Here is a 21494-nt window from a genome sequence, read left to right as displayed (position 1 = left end):
GGGACAGGTGGCAAATGGCGGTCCGGCCAGTTCGGACCGACACTTTTCGCCGACACCCGGAAGAGATTGCCCAGCGCAGCAGTTTTCCCCAGCCCGCCCCAACAAGAATCGATTTCGGGAATACACCATGACCGCTCTGAACCAAGCCCATTGCGAAGCCTGCCGCGCCGATGCCCCTCAGGTCAGCGACGAAGAACTGCCGGTGCTGATCAAGCAGATCCCTGACTGGAACATCGAAGTTCGCGACGGCGTGATGCAGCTGGAAAAAGTCTTCCTGTTCAAGAACTTCAAGTTCGCCCTGGCCTTCACCAACGCCATGGGCGAGATCTCCGAGGCCGAAGGCCACCACCCGGGCCTGCTGACCGAATGGGGCAAGGTGACCGTGACCTGGTGGAGCCACTCCATCAAGGGCCTGCACCGCAACGACTTCATCATGGCCGCCCGCACCGACGAAGTGGCCAAGACCGCAGAAGGACGCAAGTAATGCATTTCGACGCAATCGGTCGTGTGCCTGGCGACCCGATTCTCGGCCTGATGGGGGCCTACGCCAGCGACCCCAACCCGCGCAAGTTCGACCTGGGCGTGGGGGTCTACAAGGATTCCCAGGGCCTGACGCCGATCCCGCGCTCGGTGAAACTGGCCGAACAGCGCCTGGTGGAGAGCCAGGACACCAAGATCTACATCGGCGGCCACGGCGACGCGGCCTTCGGCAAGGTGATCAATGAACTGGTGCTGGGCAGCGCTTCGCCGCTCATCGCCCAGCAACGCGCCGGGGCTACCCAGACCCCAGGCGGTACTGGCGCCCTGCGCCTGAGCGCTGACTTCATCGCCCACTGCCTGCCGGGCCGTGGCGTGTGGCTGAGCGATCCGACTTGGCCGATCCACGAGACCATCTTCGCCGCGGCCGGGGTCAAGGTCAGCCACTACCCCTACGTGGGCAGTGACAACCGCCTGGATGTGGAGGCCATGCTGGCGGCCCTGAACCAGGTGCCGGAAGGCGACGTGGTGCTGTTGCACGCCTGCTGCCACAACCCCACCGGCTTCGACCTGAGCCAGGCCGACTGGCAACGGGTGCTGGAGGTGGTGCGCAGCCGCAAGCTGCTGCCGCTGATCGACTTCGCCTACCAGGGCTTCGGCGATGGCCTGGAGCAGGATGCCTGGGCCGTCCGGCTGTTCGCCGCCGAGCTGCCGGAAGTGCTGATCACCAGTTCCTGCTCGAAGAACTTCGGCCTGTATCGCGACCGCACCGGCGCCCTGATCGTCTGCACCCAGGATGCCGAGAAGCTGCTGGATGTGCGCAGCCAACTGGCGCACATCGCCCGCAACCTGTGGTCCACGCCACCGGATCACGGTGCCGCCGTGGTAGCGACCATCCTCGGCGATGCGCAGCTCAAGAGCCTCTGGAGCGACGAAGTGGAAGCCATGCGCCTGCGTATCGCGCAACTGCGTGCCGGCCTGGTGCAAGCCCTGCAACCCTATGGCCTGGCCGAGCGCTTCGCCCATATCGGCGTGCAACGCGGGATGTTCTCCTATACCGGCCTGAGCCCCGCCCAGGTCCAGGAACTGCGCGAACACCACAGCGTGTACATGGTCAGTTCGGGCCGCGCCAACGTGGCCGGGATCGACGCCAGCCGCCTGGATCAGCTGGCCGAAGCCATCGCCCGGGTCGTCTAGCCAAGGGCTTGCCGGCGAGGATGGCCCTGGCGCCTCCTCGCCGGCGATCGGCCCTCGATGAACACCCTTTCATCCTGAAAAGTGCGATAAAAATCTTTTTGTCATTTCCAGTGCTGTATCCTGCCCAGGCTTTTTAAAAGCGCGGACCTACCCAGCGATTTAAAAAACAGACTTTGCGAGGAGCAACGATATGCACGAGATCCCGAATCTCCCCTTCCCGAGCCTGCACGAAACTGAGCAGACAACCCCGCCGCAAACCAGCGCCGAACAGCCTGCTGCGAAAGAAGCCGCCGACAGCCGCAAGGCCGACAGCGAAGACTGAAGAAGCTGTAGCCAGACAGTGTGGAAAGCGCTACTCAAGCGCTTTCCACACCGCCTGAACCCTCTCCCGAGCCCTCGATGACCGATACCTTCGACGAAACCCAGGCCAACGCACTGATTGGCACCACGCAGCAGATGATCGAGGTATGGAACCGCCTCACCCCGGAAAAACAAGCCGCCCTGCTGGCTCGTTTCGGTACCCGGGAAAACGCCCTCGCCGCGCTGGTCACCACCCGCCTGCTGGGCAGCCAGGACACCTGAGCTTGTACCCCAGCCCATGGGGCACATCGATTTCTTCCCCTGCACCCGCCCTTGCACCGGTATCATGAGCAGCCTATCTATCTAGCTGCAGTAGCGGACCCCTTCCCATGCCAGATACCCAGCGCCCCTTGGCGGTCACGCTGCAAGTCGTTTCCATCGTCCTGTTCACCTTCATCGGCTACCTGAATATCGGCATCCCCCTGGCGGTGCTTCCCGGCTACGTCCATAGCGACCTGGGCTTCGGCGCGGTGATCGCCGGCCTGGTGATCAGCGTGCAATACCTGGCCACCCTCCTCAGCCGCCCCTACGCCGGGCGCATCATCGACAACCAGGGCAGCAAGCGCGCGGTGATGTACGGCCTCGCGGGCTGCGGCCTGAGCGGCGTGTTCATGCTGGCTTCGGCCTGGCTGCAAGCATGGCCGGTCCTGAGCCTGGCGAGCCTGCTGCTGGGGCGCCTGGTACTGGGCAGCGCGGAAAGCCTGGTGGGTTCGGGCTCCATCGGCTGGGGCATCGGCCGGGTCGGCGCGCAGAATACCGCCAAGGTGATTTCCTGGAATGGCATCGCCAGCTACGGCGCACTGGCCATCGGCGCGCCCCTGGGCGTGATGCTGGTCGACCGCCTGGGGCTGTGGAGCATGGGCGTGAGCATTATCCTGCTGGCCGTGCTGGGCTTGCTGCTGGCCTGGCCCAAGGTCGCCGCGCCCATCGTCGCCGGCGAACGCCTGCCGTTCATCCACGTGCTGGGCAAGGTCTTCCCCCACGGCTGCGGGCTGGCCCTGGGCTCCATCGGCTTTGGCACCATCGCCACCTTCATCACCCTCTACTACGCCACCCGGGACTGGTCCAACGCAGTGCTGGCCCTGAGCCTGTTCGGCGCCAGCTTCATCGGTGCGCGGCTGCTGTTCGGCAACCTGATCAACCGTCTCGGCGGCTTTCGCGTGGCGATCGCCTGCCTGTCGGTGGAGACCCTGGGACTGTTGCTGCTGTGGCTGGCCAGCGATGCCCACTGGGCCCTGGCCGGCGCGGCGCTGAGCGGCTTCGGGTTCTCCCTGGTATTCCCGGCCCTGGGCGTCGAGGCGGTGAACCTGGTGCCCGCCTCCAGCCGAGGCGCGGCGGTCGGTGCCTATTCGCTGTTCGTCGACCTGTCGCTGGGCATCACCGGGCCGCTGGCCGGGGCGATCGCCGCCAGCACAGGCTTTGCCTCGATCTTCCTGTTCGCCGCCCTGGCCTCTTGCAGCGGGCTGTTGCTGAGCCTGTACCTGTATCGCCAGGCATCACGACAGCGCCAGGACCGTAGCGCGACCTAGAAATCCACCTTGCCGCGCCCAGCCTTGATGTTGCCCCGCTTGGCCTTGCCTTCCAGGCGACGCTTCTGCGACCCCAGGGTCGGCTTGGTCGGGCGGCGCTTCTTCTGCACCTTGATGGCGCCCTGGATCAACTCCACCAGGCGCAACAGCGCATCGGCGCGGTTCTGCTCCTGGGTGCGGTATTGCTGGGCCTTGAGAATCACCACCCCGTCGCTGGTGATCCGGCTGTCACTCAGCGCCAGCAGGCGCTCCTTGTAGAAGGGCGGCAGGGATGAGGCGGGAATGTCGAAGCGCAGGTGCACGGCGCTGGACACCTTGTTGACGTTCTGCCCACCGGCGCCCTGGGCGCGAATGGCAGTCAGCTCGATCTCGGCATCGGGCAGATGCACGTTGTTGGAAATCACCAGCATGGAACAGGAATCCTTTTTAGCGGCCCACAGGATACGCCCATTCCCCCGCCATTGCGCCGGAGCCAGAAATGACAAACCCGGCCGAGGCCGGGTCTGTCGAGGCAGCGAGGGCACTTATTTCAGCGCGGAACCGGCGGCCTGCAGCGGCTGCTGGGCAGCACGCTTGTTCTTGATGCTGTAGCAGACCCACATGAAGACCAGCCACACCGGAATCGCGTACACCGAAACCTGGATGCCGGGGATCATCAGCATGATGCCCAGGATGAACACCACGAACGCCAGGCAGATGTAGTTGCCATAGGGATACCACAGGGCCTTGAACAGCGAGGTCTGGCCTGTGCGGTCCATGTGCTGGCGGAACTTGAAGTGCGAGTAGCTGATCATCGCCCAGTTGATCACCAGGGTCGCCACCACCAGGGACATCAGCAGCTCCAGGGCATGCTGCGGGATCAGGTAGTTGAGCACCACCGCGACGAAGGTCACCACCGCCGAGGCGAGGATCGAACGCACCGGCACGCCGCGCTTGTCGATCTTGGCCAGGCTCCGCGGGGCATCGCCCTGCTCGGCCATGCCCAGCAGCATGCGGCTGTTGCAATAGGTGCCGCTGTTGTACACCGACAGCGCCGCGGTCAGGACCACGAAGTTGAGGATGTGCGCCGCGGTGTTGCTGCCCAGCATCGAGAACACCTGGACGAACGGGCTGCCGCTATAGGCATCGCCGGAAGCGTTGAGGGTAGTCAGCAGGGAATCCCAGGGAGTCAGCGACAGCAGCACCACCAGGGCACCGATGTAGAAGATCAGGATGCGGTAGATCACCTGGTTGATCGCCTTGGGGATCACGGTCTTCGGCTTGTCGGCCTCGGCCGCAGTGAAACCGAGCATCTCCAGGCCACCGAAGGAAAACATGATGATCGCCATGGCCATCACCAGGCCGCTGACACCATTGGGGAAGAAGCCGCCATGGGACCACAGGTTGCTCACCGACGCCTGCGGGCCGCCATGGCCGCTGACCAGCAGGTAGCTGCCCAGGGCGATCATGCCGACGATCGCCGCTACCTTGATGATGGCGAACCAGAACTCGGCCTCGCCGAAGACCTTGACGTTGGCCAGGTTGATGGCGTTGATCAGGACGAAGAACGCGGCTGCCGAGGCCCAGGTCGGGACGTCCGGCCACCAGTAGTGGATGTACTTGCCGACCGCGGTCAGCTCCGACATGCCCACCAGGATATAGAGGATCCAGCAGTTCCAGCCGGAGAGAAAACCGGCGAAGCCGCCCCAGTACTTGTGGGCGAAGTGGCTGAAGGAACCGGCTACCGGCTCCTCGACGATCATCTCGCCCAGTTGGCGCATGATCATGAAGGCGATGAAGCCGCAAATGGCGTAGCCGAGGATCATCGCCGGCCCGGCGGACTTGAGCACCCCGGCCGACCCCAGGAACAAGCCGGTACCGATTGCGCCACCCAGGGCGATCAATTGGATATGGCGATTTTTCAGGCCGCGTTTCAGCTCGCCTGACTGCGAGTTTTGTCCACTCATGAAAACTTTCTCACGCAAGGTTTGATGATATTTGCAGACGTTGCCGCCCGGTGAAGGCTTAAGCGGCGCGGATCAAACCCCAGCGCAGGCACCAGAAGTTCAGCGTTTTTTTAACGGTCATGCGTCACCTGTTTGTTTTTATCTGTGACGAAATCGAACCCATCACGCTCGTGACGCGACGGAATGAACAAGGTGGATAACCTTGAGTTATTGGTTCTGTGCAGGTGTTTCCAGGGCTATGCAGGCAGGCTGGAAACCGCTGTCCAGACGCAAAATGCGCGGGTACGCAGTGGGGTCACAGTTAAAACGCCGGGCATTGTACACCCCTGACCCCCTGCCGCCAGACATCGCTGTATCAGCGTGCCGGTAACCGGGATCTTGCGTGGCCTGCTCGATGCTCGGCATCGGCGGCGAAAAATGAGACGGACCGAGTGGGGTCGTCGATGGAAAAGCGACGGTCGACGCTCTTCGAAGGGGATCGATGGAAGTCGGTTACGGCGTTCATTGCGCCTCCTTCTTGTTATGCACCTGTACGCAGGCAGGTGTACATCTCACCTGCCCGAGGGGCCTGGAACAAGCGGGCCAGAGCCCTTGGCGGACCATGACGGGCGGCCCTGCGGAAGATTTTCCTTACAGGCGCAGAGCGATCTCCTATCCACGGGGCAAAGCGCCGCATTTCGTAAACAATCCTTTACAAGCCGTAACGTAGATTTGCCATTCCGCTACCAGGCCTGGACCGACTGCAAATTGACGCTAGTGCGCCCGAGCCGAGAGAAGTTGCCTAGGATTCTGTTTTCCGGGGTGAATTTTTCCAGGAGAAATAGAAAATAAAGTTCATCAGAAAATAATCTAATTATTTTTTTGCACTTCAAAACACCCTGGTCTAGGTTTCCAGCCACTTGCCGGCTCAGTCACCCGGCAAGCTCGAGGAACGAATGGGCGGCTTCGGCAACCATCCCGTTCACTGCTGTCGATCCGTTCCACCAATGGACTGCCAAGCGCAATGTCATTCAGGAGAAGCACCATGCAAGCACTGGAACAAGAGCTGGAAACCGAACTGCAACTGGACGACTGGTTCGAAGCTGCAACCCACGATGCGGCCGTGGAAATGATGCAAGCCGATGCCGTGGTGCCGTTCGGCACCGCCATGTGGCCGATGTAAGACGTCCGCGGACCGGAGCAGGCCCTGCCTGCTCCGGTCATCTTTGTCCTACAGGGAGGTTTTATGGACCAGACTCGCGCCATCCGTCATTTCCTGTACTACCTGGAACGGCACCCGGCCCTCAACGGCCTGGCAACCGCCAAGGTACTGATCGGCCATACCGCCGAGTACCAGGCCATGACCCTGGCCATCATCGAACAAGCCCGCCAGGCCACGCCGCTGACCATCAGTGCCCTGCGCCTGGACCTGGAGCCGGCCGAGAACCTCGTCCGGGCCATCACCGAATGTGACCTGTACATTTTTTTCTACGATTCCTCGACCCTGCCCCAGCCGCGTCCCGACGGTCCGGAGTTCCTCCGTCCGCTCCATGGACTGATGGCCGAGCACTGGAAGAAATCCTTGCTGTTCAAGGACTACGGCGAGTACTTCTACGACACCTTCAGCGTCGAACCCCAGCGAATCGCCGACCTCAACGCAACCCTGATCCGCCGCCTGTCCCAGGCCAGCATCCTGAGCTTCAGCGACCCCCTGGGGTCGTACTTCGAGGCGCCACTTCACACGGTGAAGAAGTGGACGGATATCAATGGTGTGGGCAACTACGACCTGGCGCCGGGCGAGATCGCCACCCACAGCGACGAGATCAATGGCCATGTGAAGTTCCTCGGCACTTTCCTCAGCACCATCCCCTTCGCCCGTAAATACGGGGTCCTGCAGGTGCCGCTGGAGCTGTGGATCGAGAACTCGAGCATCCGCCAGGTGGCGAGCCAGGTGCCCGGCCTGGTCAACGACTTCAACAAGTACCTGGATGCCAACCCGTCGAACCGGCGCATCGAGGAACTGGGTATCGGCACCAACGAAGGCATCAAGTCGCTGTATGGGCGCAACTCCGGCTTCGAAGAACGCCATTGCGGGCTGCACCTGGGCCTGGGCGGTGGCGCCAAGGGTAGCCACCACCTGGACCTGATCTTCAGCTCCGGGGTACTGGCAGCGGACCGCAAGCCGGTATTCAACGGTCAGTTCGCCTTCTAGCTCGGCAAAACCGGCCAGGATTGCAGGCAAAAAAAACGCCAACCCTAAGGTTGGCGTTGTTTCATCCCGGGATGGGCTTATTCCGGCTTGCGTCGACCGAAACCCGGACGCTGGCCGCCACCGGCCGGAGCGCCACGGCGCTTGCCCGACGGTGCATCCTGGTCCAGGCCCGGGCTTGGGCGCTTGGACTTCGGCGCAGGACGCTTGGTATCCGCCGGACGTTCGGCCACCGGAGTTCCACGGCCGGCTGCCGGGCGCGGGGCCCGTGGAGCGCGCTCGCCATCCTGGCGGCCAGCCGGCTTGCGGCCAGGGCGTTCGGCTTCCAGTTGCGGTTCGCGCGGGGCACGCGGGGCGACCGGGGCACCATTGGCCGGGCGCAGGGTACGCACACGCTCGCCCTTGGCCATCGGCCGCGAGGATTTGCGCTGCATGCGCTCCAGCCGGTCCTTGGACTTGGCATTGAGCTGCGGCATGGCTACCGGCGTCAGGCCGACTTCGGCGCTGAGCACATCGACTTCGTACTGGCTCATTTCGCGCCAGCGGCCCATGGGCAGGTCGGAGTTGAGGAACACCGGGCCGAAACGCACGCGCTTCAGGCGGCTGACCACCAGGCCCTGGGATTCCCACAGGCGGCGCACTTCACGGTTGCGACCTTCCATCACCACGCAGTGGTACCAGTGGTTGAAGCCTTCGCCGCCGGGAGCTTGCTGGATATCGGTGAACTTGGCCGGACCGTCTTCGAGCATGACGCCCGCCTTGAGGCGCTCGATCATCTCGTCATCCACCTCGCCACGCACCCGTACCGCATATTCACGGTCCATCTCGAAAGAGGGGTGCATCAGGCGGTTGGCCAGTTCGCCGTCGGTGGTGAACATCAGCAGGCCGGTGGTGTTGATGTCCAGGCGGCCGATATTGATCCAGCGGCCTTCGCGCGGGCGCGGCAACTTGTCGAATACGGTCGGGCGGCCTTCCGGGTCGTCGCGGGTGCAGATCTCGCCGTCGGGCTTGTTGTACATGATCACGCGGCGCACCGACTCGGCGGCCTCTTCGCGCTTGACCACCTTGCCATCGATGGAAATGGCATCGTGCAGGTCGACGCGCAGGCCCAGGGTGGCCTCCACGCCGTTGACCTTGATCCGGCCCTGGCTGATCCAGGCCTCGACGTCGCGGCGCGAGCCGACGCCGATGCGGGCGAGGACTTTCTGCAGCTTCTCGCCGGCTGGACGGATTTCCTGGTCGTTCTGGTCTTTGTCGCTCATCTGGGCACCTCCCGGTGTGTCGCTTCAGGCCGAGCAGCCTGAAGGCATGGAAACAGGTTCTATGGCGATGGGCTCGCCAAAAGGTGGCGAATCATACGCTGATGGCGGCCGTTGCGCATCACAGACTAGTCGATCATCGGCCATCGTGGCGCTTTTCCGCTGGCCGGCGGCCGCGCGTCAATCCTCCAGCAGGCGCCGCTCTTGTTCGATCGCCTCGGCCAGGGCCCGGGCTTCGGCTTCTTCTTCGCTCAGCTGGGGTTCCAGGGCCGCCACGGCGGCCAGCAGCTTGGCCCGGGCCTCGGCGACACCCAGCACATCGTCCCCTGGCGCCTCGGGCGACTCGTCCACCGGGAAGTCCGCCAGAGGCTCCAGCGGCTCACCGCTGGCAGGTTCAGGCGGCTCGCCAGCAGCGGTTGTACTCGGCTCCCGCGTCTCGTGAAGCTCGTCCTGCTCGGGATCGTCACGGTGCAGATCGTCGAAATCGGTCTTGAGCCCTTCTTCCATGGAGTCAAGCTCCAGCAACAAGGTATGGAAGCTGGTTTCCTCCTGGGGCGGCTCGGGCTCGGCGCTGGCGTCGGCCAGTTGCTGCAGATGCTCGGGCACCGGCGCATCGTCGAACTCCAGCACCGGCTCGGCTTCCATCTCGCGCAGCTCGGCCAGCGGCGGCAGCTCGTCGAGGCTCTTGAGGTTGAAGTGATCGAGAAAGGCCTTGGTGGTGGCGAACATCGCCGGCTTGCCAGGCACGTCGCGATACCCCACCACTCGAATCCACTCGCGCTCGATCAGGGTCTTGACGATGTTGCTGTTGACCGCCACGCCACGCACATCCTCGATCTCGCCGCGGGTGATGGGCTGGCGGTAGGCGATCAGCGCCATGGTTTCCAGCAACGCCCGGGAATAGCGCTGGGGCCGCTCTTCCCAGAGACGACCGACCCAGGGAGCGAACTTCTCGCGGATCTGCAGGCGATAGCCGGAGGCCACCTCCTTGAGCTCGAAGGCCCGCCCTTCGCAGGACTTGCCCAATAGCGCCAGGGCCTTCTTGAAGACCGCCGGGTCAGGCCGCTCGGCCTCCTCGAACAGCTCGTAGAGCCGCTCCAGAGACTGGGGCTTTCCCGAGGCCAACAGGAAGGCTTCGAGCAGGGAGGCCAGCTCGCGGGGTTCGTTCAGATTCATGATTTAAGCTCGTTATTCGGCTCGCGCCCGTACGTGGATGGCCGCAAAGGGCTCGTTCTGCACCAGCTCGACCAGGGACTCCTTCACCAGTTCGAGGATCGCCATGAAGGTCACCACCACCCCCAGGCGCCCTTCCTCGGCGCGGAACAGCTCGACGAAGGGTACGAAACCGCCGCCCTTGAGGCGTTCCAGCACATCGCTCATGCGCTCCCGGGTGGACAGGGCCTCGCGGCTGACCTGGTGGCTCTCGAACATGTCGCCCCGGCGCAAGACCTCGGCCATGGACATCAGCACCTCTTCCAGCGCCACGTCCGGCAACAGCTTGCGCACCTGGGCCTGGGGCGCATCGAGCTTGGGCACCAGCACCTCGCGGCCGACCCGGCTCAACTCGTCGATGCCTTCGGCGGCGGCCTTGAAGCGCTCGTATTCCTGCAGGCGGCGGATCAGCTCGGCCCGGGGATCCTGTTCTTCTTCCTCGATCTCGGCCGAACGCGGCAAGAGCATGCGCGACTTGATCTCGGCCAGCATGGCCGCCATCACCAGGTACTCGGCCGCCAGCTCCAGACGCACCGACTGCATCAGCTCCACGTAGCCCATGTACTGGCGAGTGATCTCCGCCACCGGGATGTCGAGGATGTCGATGTTCTGCTTGCGAATCAGGTACAGCAGCAAGTCCAGCGGGCCCTCGAAGGCTTCGAGGAAGACCTCCAGGGCATTGGGCGGGATGTACAGGTCCAGGGGCATCTCCATGACCGCCTGGCCGTAGACCATGGCGAATGGCAGCTCCTGCTGGGCGCCGGCCTGCTCGTCGACGGTTTCCACTGCGGACATCTAGGCCTCGGCCATGAAGGGCGCTGGATCGCCGCAACCGACGCGGATCACTTGCGGCTCGCCGTCGGCGAGGCTGATCACCGTGGAGGATTCGGTGCTGCCGAAACCACCGTCGATGATCAAGTCCACCTGGTGCTCCAGCAACTGGCGCATCTCGTGCGGGTCGCTCAAGGCCTCGGTATCGCCGGGCATGATCAGGCTGACGCTCATCAGCGGCTCGCCCAGTTCGGCCAGCAACGCCAGGGCGATGGGATTGCTCGGCACCCGCAGGCCGATGGTGCGGCGCTTGGGATGCAACAGCAAGCGCGGCACTTCACGGGTGGCATTGAGAATGAAGGTATAGGGCCCGGGCACATGGGCCTTGAGCAGGCGGAAAGTGCCGGTATCGATCTTGGCGAACAGCCCCAGTTGCGAGAGATCGCTACAGATCAATGCAAAGTTGTGCTTGTCGTCCAGCTGGCGCAGGCGCCGTACCCGCTCGATCGCGCCCTTGTCGCCCATCTGGCAGGCAACGGCGTAGGACGAATCCGTGGGATAGATCACCACACCGCCGCCACGAATGATCTCCACGGCCTGCTTGATCAGGCGTGGCTGGGGGTTTTCCGGGTGGATCTGGAAAAATTGACTCACTGTCTCTACCTGCTCAGGCGGCAATAATTGGCTCATGCTTGAACCGACACCAAAGTGGCGGCAGGTCCTCAGGGACCGGGCGGTACTCACCGATCTCGGACCAGCCCCCGGGCCATGGAAGTCACTGCCGGCGCTGACCAGCAGTCCGAATTCACGGGCAAGGATGGACAGGCTGCCCACTTGCTCCGCTGGTTGGTGACCATTGACCACCTCGATGGCGTGGCCACCGGCTTGAATATAGTCGGCAATCAGCCGGCGACGCTTGCTGCGGGTGAAATCGTAGTGCCAGGGATGGGCCAGGCTGACCCAGGCGCCGGCCTCGCGCAGGGTGGCGACGGTTTCCTCAAGGGTCGGCCAGTGCTGCTTGACGTCCCCCAGCTTGCCGGCACCGAGCCATTTGCGAAACGCCTCGGCACGATCCTTGACGAAACCCGCACGCACTAGATAGTCGGCGAAATGCGGGCGAGCCGGGGCATTACCGCTGTCGCCCAGCTCCTGCTGGATCGCCCGGGCGCCCTCCAGGGCCCCCGACATGCCCTTGAGGGCCAGCTTGCGGCTGATTTCCTCGGCACGCAGCCAACGCCCTTCATGCAGCTTGCCAATGGCCTCCACCAGCGCCGGGGCCTCGACGTCGAAGCCATACCCCAATACGTGAATGGTTGCACCGCCCCAAGTGCAGGACAGCTCGACACCGTTGACCAACTGCATGCCCAGCTCCCGGGCGGCGGCGCGCGCCTCGGCCAGGCCCTCGACGGTATCGTGGTCGGTCAGGGACAGGATTCGCACACCTTTCTCGTACGCCCGGGCCACCACCGCCGCGGGCGCCAGGGCGCCGTCGGAGGCCGTGCTATGGCAGTGCAAATCAATGTTCACGGGACGGTAAAACCTCGAATCAGCTGGCGCTTTCGCTACCTGGGATGTTTGTTATTATGCCGACACATCCTGCTTCTGGCTGCCACTGTGAAACAATTCATCGACTTCATCCCGCTGTTCCTGTTCTTCATCGTCTACAAAATCGACCCTCGCGTCGTCGACCTCGCCGGTCACGAAGTCACCCTGGGCGGCATCTACAGCGCCACGGCGGTGCTGATCATCAGTTCCCTGGTGGTCTACGGAGCGCTGTTCATCTCCCAGCGCAAGCTGGAGAAAAGCCAGTGGCTGACCCTGATCGCCTGCCTGGTATTCGGCAGCCTGACCCTGGCCTTCCACAGCGAAACCTTCCTCAAGTGGAAAGCCCCGGTGGTCAACTGGCTGTTCGCCCTGGCCTTCATCGGCAGCCACTTCATCGGCGACAAACTGCTGATCAAGCGCATCATGGGCCATGCCCTGAGCCTGCCGGACGCAGTCTGGACCCGCTTGAACATCGCCTGGATCGCGTTCTTCCTGTTCTGTGGCGCGGCCAACCTGTTCGTCGCCTTCACCTTCCAGAGCATCTGGGTCGACTTCAAGGTATTCGGCAGCCTGGGCATGACCGTACTGTTCCTGGTGGGCCAGGGTATCTACCTGTCGCGCCATCTGCATGACACCGACTCCACCACTCCGAAAACCGAGGACTGACATGCTTTACGCAATTATTGCCACAGACGTCGCCAACTCCCTGGAAAAACGCCAGGCCGCGCGCCCGGCGCACCTGGAGCGCCTGAAGCAGCTCCAGGCCGAGGGTCGGGTGGTGCTGGCCGGCCCGCATCCAGCGGTGGACAGCGAAGATCCGGGCGCTGCGGGCTTCACCGGCAGCCTGATCGTCGCCCAGTTCGATTCCCTGGCCGCCGCCCAGGCCTGGGCCGAGGCAGATCCGTTCGTGACCGCTGGCGTCTATGGCAACGTTCTGGTCAAGCCCTTCAAGCAATCCATGCCGTAACCCCCTCCCACGCGGTGAACCTTCCCGGTTCATCGCGTTCTCAATCGCTCATTATTCTCGTTTGACGGCCGACAACCTGCCCAACATCCGATTGGAATCAGGAGTTTCGATGCGCCAAGGTCCGTTGTGCCTGTTGTTGGTCATGTTGTCGATCGGGGCCCCGGCCCTCGCCGAGGAAACCCAGGAAGGCGGGTACTCGACGCCGCTGTCCCTGAGCGCTGGTAGCCAGATCACCGAACTGCAGCAACGCTTGAAGGAAAGCGAGCGCCAGCGCGAGGAATTGAGCAAACAGCTGCAAAGTGCCGATGCCGAACGGGAAAGCCCACAACTGGCCCGCTTGCGCCAGGAGAACCAGCGCCTCAAGCTGCAACTCAAGGAGGCCCAGGCCAACCCGACGCCGCGCCTCTTGACCGAGCAGCAGCAATGGTTCATCACCGGCGGCGGCGTGGCCCTCATCGCCCTGCTCTGCGGTATCTTTGCCAGTGGCGGGCATCGCAGACGTCGACAATGGCTAAATTGAGTGATTCATGAGCGACCTGTTACTGATTGATGATGACCAGGAGCTGTGCGAGCTCCTGAGCAGCTGGCTGAGCCAGGAAGGCTTCCAGGTTCGCGCCTGCCATGACGGCCTCAGCGCCCGCCGGGCCCTGGCCGACCACACACCGGCGGCCGTGGTGCTGGATGTGATGCTGCCCGATGGCAGCGGCCTGGAACTGCTCAAGCAACTGCGCAACGACCACCCCGAACTACCGGTGCTGATGCTCTCGGCCCGTGGCGAACCCCTGGACCGTATCCTCGGCCTGGAGCTGGGCGCCGACGACTACCTGGCCAAGCCCTGCGATCCTCGCGAACTCACCGCCCGCCTGCGTGCCGTGCTGCGCCGTAGCCACCCGGTAGCGGCCTCCAGCCAGCTGGAACTGGGCGACCTGTGCTTCAGCCCGGTACGCGGAGTGGTCACCCTCGATGGCCAGGACATCAGCCTGACGGTTTCCGAAAGCCGCCTGCTCGAAGCATTGCTCAAGCAACCGGGCGAACCCCTGGACAAGCAGGAACTGGCGCAGATCGCCCTGGGTCGCAAGCTGACCCTGTACGACCGCAGCCTGGACATGCACGTGAGCAACCTGCGCAAGAAGATCGGCCCCCATCCTGACGGACGCCCCCGGATCGTCGCCCTGCGCAGCCGCGGCTACTACTACAGCCTCTAGCCACTGGCCCGTACGCCTGGCTACGGGGTCGCCTTCCCGGAACAAGCAACAACGTCACCTAGGCGGTTTTGTCAGGAGGCCGGCCTCGCGTCTTTACCCAAGCTTTACCCTCAGCTGACCGCCGCTGACCTTGATGTGCGTAACCTGAACTCATCCGGAACCGACCGGGAATGAGACAAGGAGACACACCATGCGCAAGACCCTGATCGCCCTGATGTTCGCCGCCGCCCTGCCGACCGTGGCCATGGCCATGCCCGAAGGCAACGGCCCCATGGGCCCGATGGATGGCCCACGGCATAGCGAGCACATGCGTGGCAAAGGCCCCTGGAGCCAGCTGGACCTGAGCCGCGAACAGCGCCAGCAGATCGGCAAGCTGATGGGCGAGCAAATGCACGAACGCAAGGCGCTCGTGGAGAAATACCTGGAGAAACTCTCCCCGGCCGACCAGAAGGCCATGAAGGACGAACTGGCCGCCAAGCACCAGAAGACCCAGGCCGATATCCGCGCCCTGCTCAAGCCTGAACAACAGAAGCAGTTCGACGCCAACCTCAAGAAACAGGAAGAACGCCGCGCCGAATGGGCCCAGTTCAAGGCCTGGAAAGCGCAACAGCCGCAAAAAGCGCAATAATGCGCTAGCGTCCCCACCAGCCCAGTGGCCCCGCCACTGGGCTTCGTGCATTCAAGGAGTCTTTGTGCGTTCATTGTTCTGGCGTGTCCTGGCCAGCTTCTGGCTGGCCATTGCCCTGGTTGCCGGGCTGTCGATCCTGCTGGGCCACATGCTCAACCAGGACGCCTGGATCCTCAGCCGCCACCCGGGCCTGAACAACCTTGCCGAGCAATGGACGCAGACCTACGAGGAACAAGGCGAAGACGCTGCCCAGGAAGTCCTCCAGCAGCGCAAGCGCCAATATCACATCGACGTCCAGGTGCTCAACGAAAGCGGCGACCCGGTGGTACGCGGCACCTTCCCACGCCGCGCGGCCGCCTTCGAGGCACGACAGAACAACGATGACCGACGCCTGCCCTGGCGCCGCCTGACAGCCGAATACACCAGCCCGCGAACCGACGACACCTACCTGTTCATCTACCGCATTCCGCACCCGGAGTTGAACGCCTGGCATCGCGACAGCCTCACCTGGCCCCTCAGCGCCCTGGCCATCGCCCTGGTGGTGCTGACCCTGTTCAGCCTGCTGGTGACGCTATCGATCACCCGCCCCCTGAGCCGCCTGCGAGGCGCGGTGCACGACCTGGGCCAGACTACCTACCAGCAGAACAGCCTGGCCCGCCTGGCCAACCGCCGTGACGAATTCGGCGTGCTGGCCCGGGACTTCAACCGCATGGGTTCGCGCCTGCAGGGGCTGATCGGCAGCCAGCGCCAACTGCTGCACGACGTATCCCATGAACTGCGCTCGCCCCTGGCACGCCTGCGCATCGCCCTGGCGCTGGCGGAACGGGCCGCGCCCCTGGAGCGCGAACAGCTCTGGCCACGACTGACCCGTGAATGCGATCGCCTGGAAGCCTTGATCAGCGAGATCCTGGTCCTGGCCCGGGTCGATGCCGACAACGCCAGTGCCGAGCAGGTGGACCTCAATGCCCTGCTCCTGGCCTTGCAGAAAGACGCACAACTGGCTTGCTCCGAGCAACTGGTACAGATCGAGGCCCAGCCCCAGCTGCAAATACGTGGCTGGCCCACCCTGCTCGAACGGGCCCTGGACAACCTGCTGCGCAATGCCCAGCGCTTCAACCCGGCCGGGCAACCGATCGAGGTCCAGGCCCGGCGCCAGGGCGAACGAATCCTGATCAGCGTGCGCGACCATGGCCCCGGGGCGCCCGAGGAGTACCTGGCCCAGCTGGGGGAGCCGTTCTTCCGTGCCCCCGGGCAAAGCGCCGCCGGGCACGGCCTGGGCCTGGCCATCGCGCGCCGCGCGGCAGAACGCCACGGCGGCAGCCTGATCCTGGACAACCATGCCCAGGGTGGTTTCATCGCCACCCTGGAACTGCCGCTGGTCCCCGGCGCCGTGGTCCAGGCCTGAATGCACAACGGGCAAGTCGTTGCCACCAGAGCCGGTGACGACGTACTTGCCCGCTGGTAACGCGAGATCGCTGGAGCCGCTCAGGCCTTGGCGGTCCAGGCGCTGACGAACTCGCTGGTATCGACTTTGGGCGCGATCCGCGGCTCGTTCAGCGGTGTCCCCAGATACAGGAAGGCGATGACTTCTTCCTCTTCAGCCAAGCCCAGGCCCTTGGCCACATGGGGCGAGTAGGACAGCTCGCCGGTACGCCACACGGCGCCGATGCCCTGGGCGTAGGCCGCCAGCAGGATGCCATGGGCCGCACAGCCCGCAGCCAGCAGTTGCTCGCTGCGGGGTACCTTGAAGTGCTCTTGCAAGCGGGCGACCACCACGACCACCAGTGGCGCGCGCAGCGGCATGGCGCGGGCCTTGTCCACCGCCGCCTGGGTCACTTCGCCGCCCTGCAGTTGCACCGCCTCGACCAGCAGCTCGCCCAGGCTGTCGCGCGCCTCGCCCTCCACCGTCAGGAACCGCCAGGGCCGCAATTGACCATGATCGGGAGCACGCAGGGCCGCGGCGAACAGCGCCTCACGCTGCTGCGCGTTGGGAGCAGGCTCCACCAGGCGTGGCACGGAAACACGGTTGAGCAAAGCGTCGAGAGCCTCCATCGGCCACCTCCTTGGAAAAAATGTCCGGCTATTCTAGCGGTATCCGCTAACCGGATGCCTGGTTTACATGCCCTGCCTCGCAGGTAGAATGAGCGCCTTTCTATTCCAGCCCGAGCTGAACACATGGCGTTGCCGACCCTCAGGATCATTGGTTTCATCATCGGCATCTTCCTGATCACCCTGGCCATCGCCATGGTCGTGCCCATGGCGACGCTGGTGATCTTCGAGCGCACCGGCGACTTGCCGTCGTTCCTCTGGGCCAGCCTGATCACCTTCATCGCCGGCCTGGCCCTGGTGCTCCCGGGGCGGCCCGAGCATGTGCACCTGCGCCCCAGGGACATGTACCTGCTGACCGTCTCCAGCTGGGTGGTGGTGTGCATCTTCGCCGCCTTGCCGTTCCTGCTGACCCAGCACATCAGCTACACCGACTCGTTCTTCGAGAGCATGTCCGGCATCACGGCCACCGGCTCCACGGTGCTCAGCGGGCTGGACGACATGTCCCCGGGGATCCTGATCTGGCGTTCGTTGCTGCACTGGCTGGGAGGCATCGGCTTCATCGGCATGGCGGTGGCGATCCTGCCGCTGCTGCGCATCGGTGGCATGCGCCTGTTCCAGACCGAATCCTCGGACCGCTCGGAGAAGGTCATGCCGCGCTCGCACATGGTGGCCCGGCTGATCGTCGCCACCTACGTGGGCATCACCATCATCGGCAGCCTGGCGTTCTGGTGGGCCGGGATGAATGTGTTCGATGCCATCAACCACGCCATGTCGGCGATCTCCACCGGCGGCTTCTCCACCTCGGACGAATCCCTGGCCCACTGGAAGCAACCAGCGGTGCACTGGGTGGCCGTGCTGGTGATGATCCTCGGCAGCCTGCCGTTCACCCTGTACGTGGCCACCCTGCGTGGCAACCGCCGGGCGCTGCTCAAGGACCAGCAAGTCCAAGGGCTGCTGGCCATGCTGCTGGTGACCTGGCTGGTACTGGGCACCTGGTACTGGTGGACCACCAACCTGCATTGGCTCGATGCCCTGCGCCACGTGGCGCTGAACGTGACCTCGGTAGTCACTACCACCGGATTCGCCCTGGGCGACTACAGCCTGTGGGGCAATTTCTCGCTGATGCTGTTCTTCTACCTGGGTTTCGTCGGTGGCTGCTCGGGTTCTACCGCCGGCGGGATCAAGATCTTCCGCTTCCAGGTAGCCTACATCCTGCTCAAGGCCAACCTCAACCAGCTGATCCACCCTCGGGCGGTGATCAAGCAGAAGTACAACGGTCATCGCCTGGACGAGGAAATCGTCCGCTCGATCCTGACTTTTTCGTTCTTCTTCGCCATCACCATCTGCGTGATCGCCCTGGCCTTGTCGCTACTGGGCCTGGACTGGATGACCGCCCTGACCGGCGCCGCCAGCACCGTTTCCGGCGTGGGCCCGGGCCTTGGGGAAACCATCGGCCCGGCGGGCAACTTCTCCACCCTGCCGGATGCCGCCAAGTGGATCCTGTCCCTGGGCATGCTCCTGGGGCGCCTGGAGATCATCACGGTGTTCGTGTTGTGTATTCCGGCGTTCTGGCGTCATTGACCGAGGCCGGCAACTCCGCCAGCCGCGCCCGGTACTCGCCGGGCGTGGCGTCGAACCAGCGGCGGAAGGCCCGGAAGAAGTTGCTCGGATCGGCGAACCCCAACAGATAGGCGATCTCCAGCAACGTCATGTTCGGCTGCGCCAGGTACTGCTCGGCCAGTTCCCGGCGCGTGTCGTCGAGCAGCGCCTGGAAGCTGGTGCCCTCTTCCTGCAGGCGACGCTGCAAGGTGCGCTGGGACAGGTGCAGGATCTGCGCCACCCGCTCGCGCTTGGGCTCGCCCTGGGGCAACAGGCGGCATAGCACCTGGCGCGCCTTGTGGGTCACCCGGCTTTCGGAGAAACGCGCCAGGTACTCGCCGGCAAACCGGTCGTGCAGCTGGGCCATGGCCTCGTTGGCAGTGGGCAACGTGCTCTCCATGTCGGCCCGCTCGAAGATCAGCGCATCGAAGGGCGCGGCGAACATCAGCGGCGCATGGAACATGTCCTTATAGGGCTGGGTGTCCTCGGGTTGCGGTCCCTGCAGCATCACCTTGCGTGGCCGCAGGTCACGGCCGGTGAGCCAGCCGCACAGGGCCAGGGCGCAGGCCAGGGACGCCTCGGCGCTCTGCCGGGTCGGCGGCAGGTGGTCGCCATGCACCGTGAGGATCAACGCATAACCTTCAGGCAACAGGCGAAAGCTCAGGTCGGCGCTTTCGGCGATGATCCGCTGGTAGCGCACCAGGCGCTGGAAGCCCTCGGCCAGGGTCCGGCTCGACATCAGGGCATAACCGGCCACATTGAAGGACGCCGGGCGCACCACCTTGCCCATGTTCAAGCCGATCGCCGGGTTGCCGGACAGCTCCACCGCCCGCTGCCACAGCCGGGTCATGGAGTCCTGGGTGAAACGCGCGTCCGGATCTTCCAGGGCGGCATAGTCGAGCCCCAGCTGCTCGAACAGGACACGACAATCCAGGCCATCCATTTCCAGGGCCTTGACGATTCCCAGGGTCCAGCTCGCCGACGTGGTTCGTTCGCTCATGGGGGCTTCTTATATGATGAGCCGCAGGTAACGGCCAATTTCCCAAGGATACTAAAGTGGCGCCTATTGTCACTGGCCGCTGCGGCCCGGGACTCTAGACTCAGGTAGGCTCCTTGCAGAACACCCGCTCACATAACAACAAGCACCGAGACCGCAGCCATGGAAAACGTCCGCCAGTTCCACAGCTTCGCCGAGTTCTACCCCTATTACCTGAGCGAGCACAGCAACAGCACCTGCCGCCGCCTGCACTTCATCGGCACCACCCTGGTGATCTTCCTCCTGGCCCTGGCCATCGGCAAAGGTGCCTGGCTGTTGCTGCTGGCCTTGCCGGTGGCGGGCTACGGCTTCGCCTGGGTCGGGCATTTCTTCTTCGAGAAGAACCGCCCCGCGACCTTCCAGCATCCGCTGTACAGCCTGCTGGGCGACTTCGTCATGTACCGCGACATGCTGCTGGGCAAGGTGCCCTTCTAGGCCGGGCCGCTGCCGGAGGGGAGATGTTGCTGCAAAGGTAGCGCCAGGCTCATCGCCGACAGGTAAATGCGCTGAATAGCTTCAGGACGGCCTGCCCGAGCCGGTCAGCCCGGCTCAGGCAAACGCGAACCACGGGATTCAGGCGGGTTCGGCCAGCTTCATGCGCTCGGCCTTGAGCTGGGCCTCGCGGGCCTGGGCTTCGGCCAGGCGATAAAGCTCGATGGTGCCATCCCAGTGCTCGATCAGCGCCGTGCAGGATTCCACCCAATCCCCGCAGTTGAGGTATTCCACCTCGCCCACCTTGCGGATCTCGGCATGGTGGATATGGCCGCAGACCACACCGTGCAGCTCGCGCTTGACGCATTCATGGGCGATGGCTTCCTCGAAATCACTGATGAAGCTCACGGCGGTCTTGACCTTGTGCTTGAGGTAGGCCGACAACGACCAGTAGCCATAGCCGTAGCGCGCCCGCCAGTGGTTGAGCCAGCGGTTGAGGGTCAGGGTGAACTCGTAGGCCGAATCGCCCAGGAACGCCAGCCAGCGGTGATAGCGGGTAATGACGTCGAACTGGTCGCCGTGGATCACCAGCAGGTGGCGGCCATCCGCGGTGACGTGCACCGCCTCGTCCACCAACTGGATGTTGCCCAGGATCAGCTTGGAATAGCGCCGCAGGAATTCGTCGTGATTGCCGGTGACGTAGATCACCTCGGTGCCGCGCTTGCTCATGGTCAGCAAGCGACGGATGACGTTGGTGTGGGCTTGGGGCCAGTACATCCCGCCCCGCAGCTTCCAGCCATCGATGATGTCGCCCACCAGGTAGATGCGGTCGGCGTGATAGCTCTTGAGAAACTGCGCCAGGTGCTCGGCCTGGCAATCCCGGGTGCCCAGGTGCACATCCGAGATCCACAGGGTGCGTACCCGCTGCTTGCGGCTGGGTTTGGCGAGTTCGGCATGGGTCATGGACGCTCTCCGGGATTTTTTGCGAGCTTGCTCCCAAGCGGTTAATGGCCCATGACAGATATGCGGCAGAGCGATGACAGCGCGAAAGGCCCGACGGCCGGTGTAGACTGCGGGCCTGCCAAGGAGACCGC

Annotated in this window: 24 protein-coding genes and 1 pseudogene; 15 read left to right on the top strand and 10 right to left on the bottom strand. The window is 64.0% G+C overall.

Annotated elements, in window-relative coordinates; genetic code table 11:
- Positions 1–127: 127 nt before the first annotated feature.
- The 5 genes from C4K40_RS08140 to C4K40_RS08125 all read left to right on the top strand — a co-directional run bounded on the left by C4K40_RS08140 (position 128) and on the right by C4K40_RS08125 (position 3563).
- On the top strand, positions 128–484 hold the full coding sequence (locus tag C4K40_RS08140) for a 4a-hydroxytetrahydrobiopterin dehydratase (protein ID WP_007930096.1): 357 nt from the start codon (positions 128–130) through the stop codon (positions 482–484).
- The gene (locus tag C4K40_RS08135; RefSeq protein WP_022643006.1) at positions 484–1674 is read left to right on the top strand and encodes an amino acid aminotransferase; all 1191 of its coding nucleotides are present in this window, start codon (positions 484–486) and stop codon (positions 1672–1674) included. Before C4K40_RS08140 ends, C4K40_RS08135 begins: the two co-directional genes overlap by 1 nt.
- A 190-nt stretch (positions 1675–1864) precedes the next feature.
- Positions 1865–1996: a hypothetical protein gene (locus tag C4K40_RS31870; protein WP_022643005.1), complete on the top strand. Its 132-nt coding sequence runs from the start codon at positions 1865–1867 to the stop codon at positions 1994–1996.
- A gap of 77 nt (positions 1997–2073) precedes the next feature.
- On the top strand, positions 2074–2256 hold the full coding sequence (locus tag C4K40_RS08130; RefSeq protein ID WP_022643004.1) for a hypothetical protein: 183 nt from the start codon (positions 2074–2076) through the stop codon (positions 2254–2256).
- A 107-nt stretch (positions 2257–2363) separates the two neighbouring features.
- Positions 2364–3563: an MFS transporter gene (locus tag C4K40_RS08125; RefSeq protein ID WP_053135130.1), complete on the top strand. Its 1200-nt coding sequence runs from the start codon at positions 2364–2366 to the stop codon at positions 3561–3563.
- On the opposite strand, the gene arfB is transcribed toward C4K40_RS08125, so the two are convergent.
- Positions 3560–3973, bottom strand: a complete 414-nt coding sequence (gene arfB, locus C4K40_RS08120) for an alternative ribosome rescue aminoacyl-tRNA hydrolase ArfB (RefSeq protein WP_022643002.1) — start codon at positions 3971–3973, stop codon at positions 3560–3562. The genes C4K40_RS08125 and arfB overlap by 4 nt on opposite strands.
- Positions 3974–4087: 114 nt before the next feature.
- Positions 4088–5509 (bottom strand): amino acid permease, encoded by a 1422-nt coding sequence (locus C4K40_RS08115; RefSeq protein ID WP_022643001.1) that lies wholly within the window; start codon positions 5507–5509, stop codon positions 4088–4090.
- A gap of 1024 nt (positions 5510–6533) precedes the next feature.
- On the opposite strand from C4K40_RS08115, the gene C4K40_RS31515 reads away from it, so the two are divergent.
- Both C4K40_RS31515 and C4K40_RS08110 read left to right on the top strand, forming a co-directional pair.
- A complete protein-coding gene (locus C4K40_RS31515) occupies positions 6534–6671 on the top strand; it encodes a hypothetical protein (protein ID WP_022643000.1) in 138 nt (45 codons plus the stop codon).
- A gap of 63 nt (positions 6672–6734) precedes the next feature.
- Positions 6735–7700 (top strand): leucyl aminopeptidase, encoded by a 966-nt coding sequence (locus C4K40_RS08110; RefSeq protein WP_053135133.1) that lies wholly within the window; start codon positions 6735–6737, stop codon positions 7698–7700.
- 77 nt (positions 7701–7777) lie between these two features.
- Here the strand turns inward: C4K40_RS08110 and rluB are convergent, their stop codons facing one another.
- From rluB to C4K40_RS08085, 5 genes and pseudogenes are all read right to left on the bottom strand, one after another.
- The gene (rluB, locus tag C4K40_RS08105; RefSeq protein WP_022642998.1) at positions 7778–8959 is read right to left on the bottom strand and encodes a 23S rRNA pseudouridine(2605) synthase RluB; all 1182 of its coding nucleotides are present in this window, start codon (positions 8957–8959) and stop codon (positions 7778–7780) included.
- 177 nt (positions 8960–9136) lie between these two features.
- A complete protein-coding gene (scpB, locus tag C4K40_RS08100; RefSeq protein WP_053135136.1) occupies positions 9137–10132 on the bottom strand; it encodes an SMC-Scp complex subunit ScpB in 996 nt (331 codons plus the stop codon).
- A 12-nt stretch (positions 10133–10144) separates the two neighbouring features.
- On the bottom strand, positions 10145–10843 hold the full coding sequence (locus C4K40_RS08095; RefSeq protein WP_172681671.1) for a ScpA family protein: 699 nt from the start codon (positions 10841–10843) through the stop codon (positions 10145–10147).
- Positions 10844–10963: 120 nt separating this feature from the next.
- Positions 10964–11593, bottom strand: coding sequence for an L-threonylcarbamoyladenylate synthase (locus C4K40_RS08090; protein WP_031321142.1), 630 nt, complete (start codon positions 11591–11593; stop codon positions 10964–10966).
- A 13-nt stretch (positions 11594–11606) separates the two neighbouring features.
- A pseudogene (locus tag C4K40_RS08085) lies at positions 11607–12466 on the bottom strand (PHP domain-containing protein).
- A gap of 87 nt (positions 12467–12553) precedes the next feature.
- Here C4K40_RS08085 and C4K40_RS08080 point away from each other — a divergent pair.
- The 6 genes from C4K40_RS08080 to C4K40_RS08055 all read left to right on the top strand — a co-directional run bounded on the left by C4K40_RS08080 (position 12554) and on the right by C4K40_RS08055 (position 16689).
- A complete protein-coding gene (locus tag C4K40_RS08080; RefSeq protein ID WP_022642993.1) occupies positions 12554–13150 on the top strand; it encodes a septation protein A in 597 nt (198 codons plus the stop codon).
- Position 13151: 1 nt separating this feature from the next.
- On the top strand, positions 13152–13451 hold the full coding sequence (locus C4K40_RS08075; RefSeq protein WP_022642992.1) for a YciI family protein: 300 nt from the start codon (positions 13152–13154) through the stop codon (positions 13449–13451).
- A gap of 109 nt (positions 13452–13560) precedes the next feature.
- Entirely contained in the window at positions 13561–13971 is a 411-nt protein-coding gene (locus C4K40_RS08070; RefSeq protein ID WP_022642991.1) for a translation initiation factor 2, read from the top strand.
- Positions 13972–13978: 7 nt separating this feature from the next.
- Positions 13979–14656 (top strand): response regulator transcription factor, encoded by a 678-nt coding sequence (locus C4K40_RS08065; protein ID WP_022642990.1) that lies wholly within the window; start codon positions 13979–13981, stop codon positions 14654–14656.
- A 190-nt stretch (positions 14657–14846) separates the two neighbouring features.
- Complete coding sequence (locus C4K40_RS08060) at positions 14847–15284, top strand: Spy/CpxP family protein refolding chaperone (protein WP_053135142.1); 438 nt, start codon at positions 14847–14849, stop codon at positions 15282–15284.
- 64 nt (positions 15285–15348) lie between these two features.
- A complete protein-coding gene (locus tag C4K40_RS08055) occupies positions 15349–16689 on the top strand; it encodes a HAMP domain-containing sensor histidine kinase (protein WP_053135147.1) in 1341 nt (446 codons plus the stop codon).
- A gap of 80 nt (positions 16690–16769) precedes the next feature.
- Here C4K40_RS08055 and C4K40_RS08050 read toward each other — a convergent pair whose 3' ends face one another.
- Positions 16770–17336, bottom strand: a complete 567-nt coding sequence (locus C4K40_RS08050; protein ID WP_022642987.1) for an NAD(P)H nitroreductase — start codon at positions 17334–17336, stop codon at positions 16770–16772.
- A 123-nt stretch (positions 17337–17459) separates the two neighbouring features.
- Between C4K40_RS08050 and C4K40_RS08045 the strand changes: the two genes are divergently transcribed.
- On the top strand, positions 17460–18914 hold the full coding sequence (locus tag C4K40_RS08045) for a TrkH family potassium uptake protein (RefSeq protein WP_053135149.1): 1455 nt from the start codon (positions 17460–17462) through the stop codon (positions 18912–18914).
- Here the strand turns inward: C4K40_RS08045 and C4K40_RS08040 are convergent.
- Positions 18871–19932, bottom strand: a complete 1062-nt coding sequence (locus C4K40_RS08040; protein WP_053135152.1) for an AraC family transcriptional regulator — start codon at positions 19930–19932, stop codon at positions 18871–18873. The genes C4K40_RS08045 and C4K40_RS08040 overlap by 44 nt on opposite strands.
- Positions 19933–20091: 159 nt before the next feature.
- Between C4K40_RS08040 and C4K40_RS08035 the strand changes: the two genes are divergently transcribed.
- Positions 20092–20403, top strand: coding sequence for a DUF962 domain-containing protein (locus C4K40_RS08035; protein WP_053135155.1), 312 nt, complete (start codon positions 20092–20094; stop codon positions 20401–20403).
- A 138-nt stretch (positions 20404–20541) separates the two neighbouring features.
- Here the strand turns inward: C4K40_RS08035 and C4K40_RS08030 are convergent, their stop codons facing one another.
- Complete coding sequence (locus C4K40_RS08030) at positions 20542–21363, bottom strand: UDP-2,3-diacylglucosamine diphosphatase (protein ID WP_022642984.1); 822 nt, start codon at positions 21361–21363, stop codon at positions 20542–20544.
- Positions 21364–21494 lie beyond the last annotated feature (131 nt).

It is taken from the genome of Pseudomonas sp. CMR5c (genome assembly GCF_003850545.1).
Taxonomy (GTDB): domain Bacteria; phylum Pseudomonadota; class Gammaproteobacteria; order Pseudomonadales; family Pseudomonadaceae; genus Aquipseudomonas; species Aquipseudomonas piscis.
Note: the sequence above shows the minus strand (reverse complement) of the source record. Positions and strands in the feature narration are given on the sequence as shown.

Excerpts from the sequence above, each read along its gene's own strand:
- C4K40_RS08140 (WP_007930096.1), top strand. The coding sequence starts at position 128 with ATGACCGCTCTGAACCAAGCCCATTGCGAAGCCTGCCGCGCCGATGCC.
- C4K40_RS08135 (WP_022643006.1), top strand. The coding sequence starts at position 484 with ATGCATTTCGACGCAATCGGTCGTGTGCCTGGCGACCCGATTCTCGGC.
- C4K40_RS31870 (WP_022643005.1), top strand. The coding sequence starts at position 1,865 with ATGCACGAGATCCCGAATCTCCCCTTCCCGAGCCTGCACGAAACTGAG.
- C4K40_RS08130 (WP_022643004.1), top strand. The coding sequence starts at position 2,074 with ATGACCGATACCTTCGACGAAACCCAGGCCAACGCACTGATTGGCACC.
- C4K40_RS08125 (WP_053135130.1), top strand. The coding sequence starts at position 2,364 with ATGCCAGATACCCAGCGCCCCTTGGCGGTCACGCTGCAAGTCGTTTCC.
- arfB (WP_022643002.1), bottom strand. The coding sequence starts at position 3,973 with ATGCTGGTGATTTCCAACAACGTGCATCTGCCCGATGCCGAGATCGAG.
- C4K40_RS08115 (WP_022643001.1), bottom strand. The coding sequence starts at position 5,509 with ATGAGTGGACAAAACTCGCAGTCAGGCGAGCTGAAACGCGGCCTGAAA.
- C4K40_RS31515 (WP_022643000.1), top strand. The coding sequence starts at position 6,534 with ATGCAAGCACTGGAACAAGAGCTGGAAACCGAACTGCAACTGGACGAC.
- C4K40_RS08110 (WP_053135133.1), top strand. The coding sequence starts at position 6,735 with ATGGACCAGACTCGCGCCATCCGTCATTTCCTGTACTACCTGGAACGG.
- rluB (WP_022642998.1), bottom strand. The coding sequence starts at position 8,959 with ATGAGCGACAAAGACCAGAACGACCAGGAAATCCGTCCAGCCGGCGAG.
- scpB (WP_053135136.1), bottom strand. The coding sequence starts at position 10,132 with ATGAATCTGAACGAACCCCGCGAGCTGGCCTCCCTGCTCGAAGCCTTC.
- C4K40_RS08075 (WP_022642992.1), top strand. The coding sequence starts at position 13,152 with ATGCTTTACGCAATTATTGCCACAGACGTCGCCAACTCCCTGGAAAAA.
- C4K40_RS08070 (WP_022642991.1), top strand. The coding sequence starts at position 13,561 with ATGCGCCAAGGTCCGTTGTGCCTGTTGTTGGTCATGTTGTCGATCGGG.
- C4K40_RS08065 (WP_022642990.1), top strand. The coding sequence starts at position 13,979 with ATGAGCGACCTGTTACTGATTGATGATGACCAGGAGCTGTGCGAGCTC.
- C4K40_RS08060 (WP_053135142.1), top strand. The coding sequence starts at position 14,847 with ATGCGCAAGACCCTGATCGCCCTGATGTTCGCCGCCGCCCTGCCGACC.
- C4K40_RS08050 (WP_022642987.1), bottom strand. The coding sequence starts at position 17,336 with ATGGAGGCTCTCGACGCTTTGCTCAACCGTGTTTCCGTGCCACGCCTG.
- C4K40_RS08045 (WP_053135149.1), top strand. The coding sequence starts at position 17,460 with ATGGCGTTGCCGACCCTCAGGATCATTGGTTTCATCATCGGCATCTTC.
- C4K40_RS08040 (WP_053135152.1), bottom strand. The coding sequence starts at position 19,932 with ATGAGCGAACGAACCACGTCGGCGAGCTGGACCCTGGGAATCGTCAAG.
- C4K40_RS08035 (WP_053135155.1), top strand. The coding sequence starts at position 20,092 with ATGGAAAACGTCCGCCAGTTCCACAGCTTCGCCGAGTTCTACCCCTAT.
- C4K40_RS08030 (WP_022642984.1), bottom strand. The coding sequence starts at position 21,363 with ATGACCCATGCCGAACTCGCCAAACCCAGCCGCAAGCAGCGGGTACGC.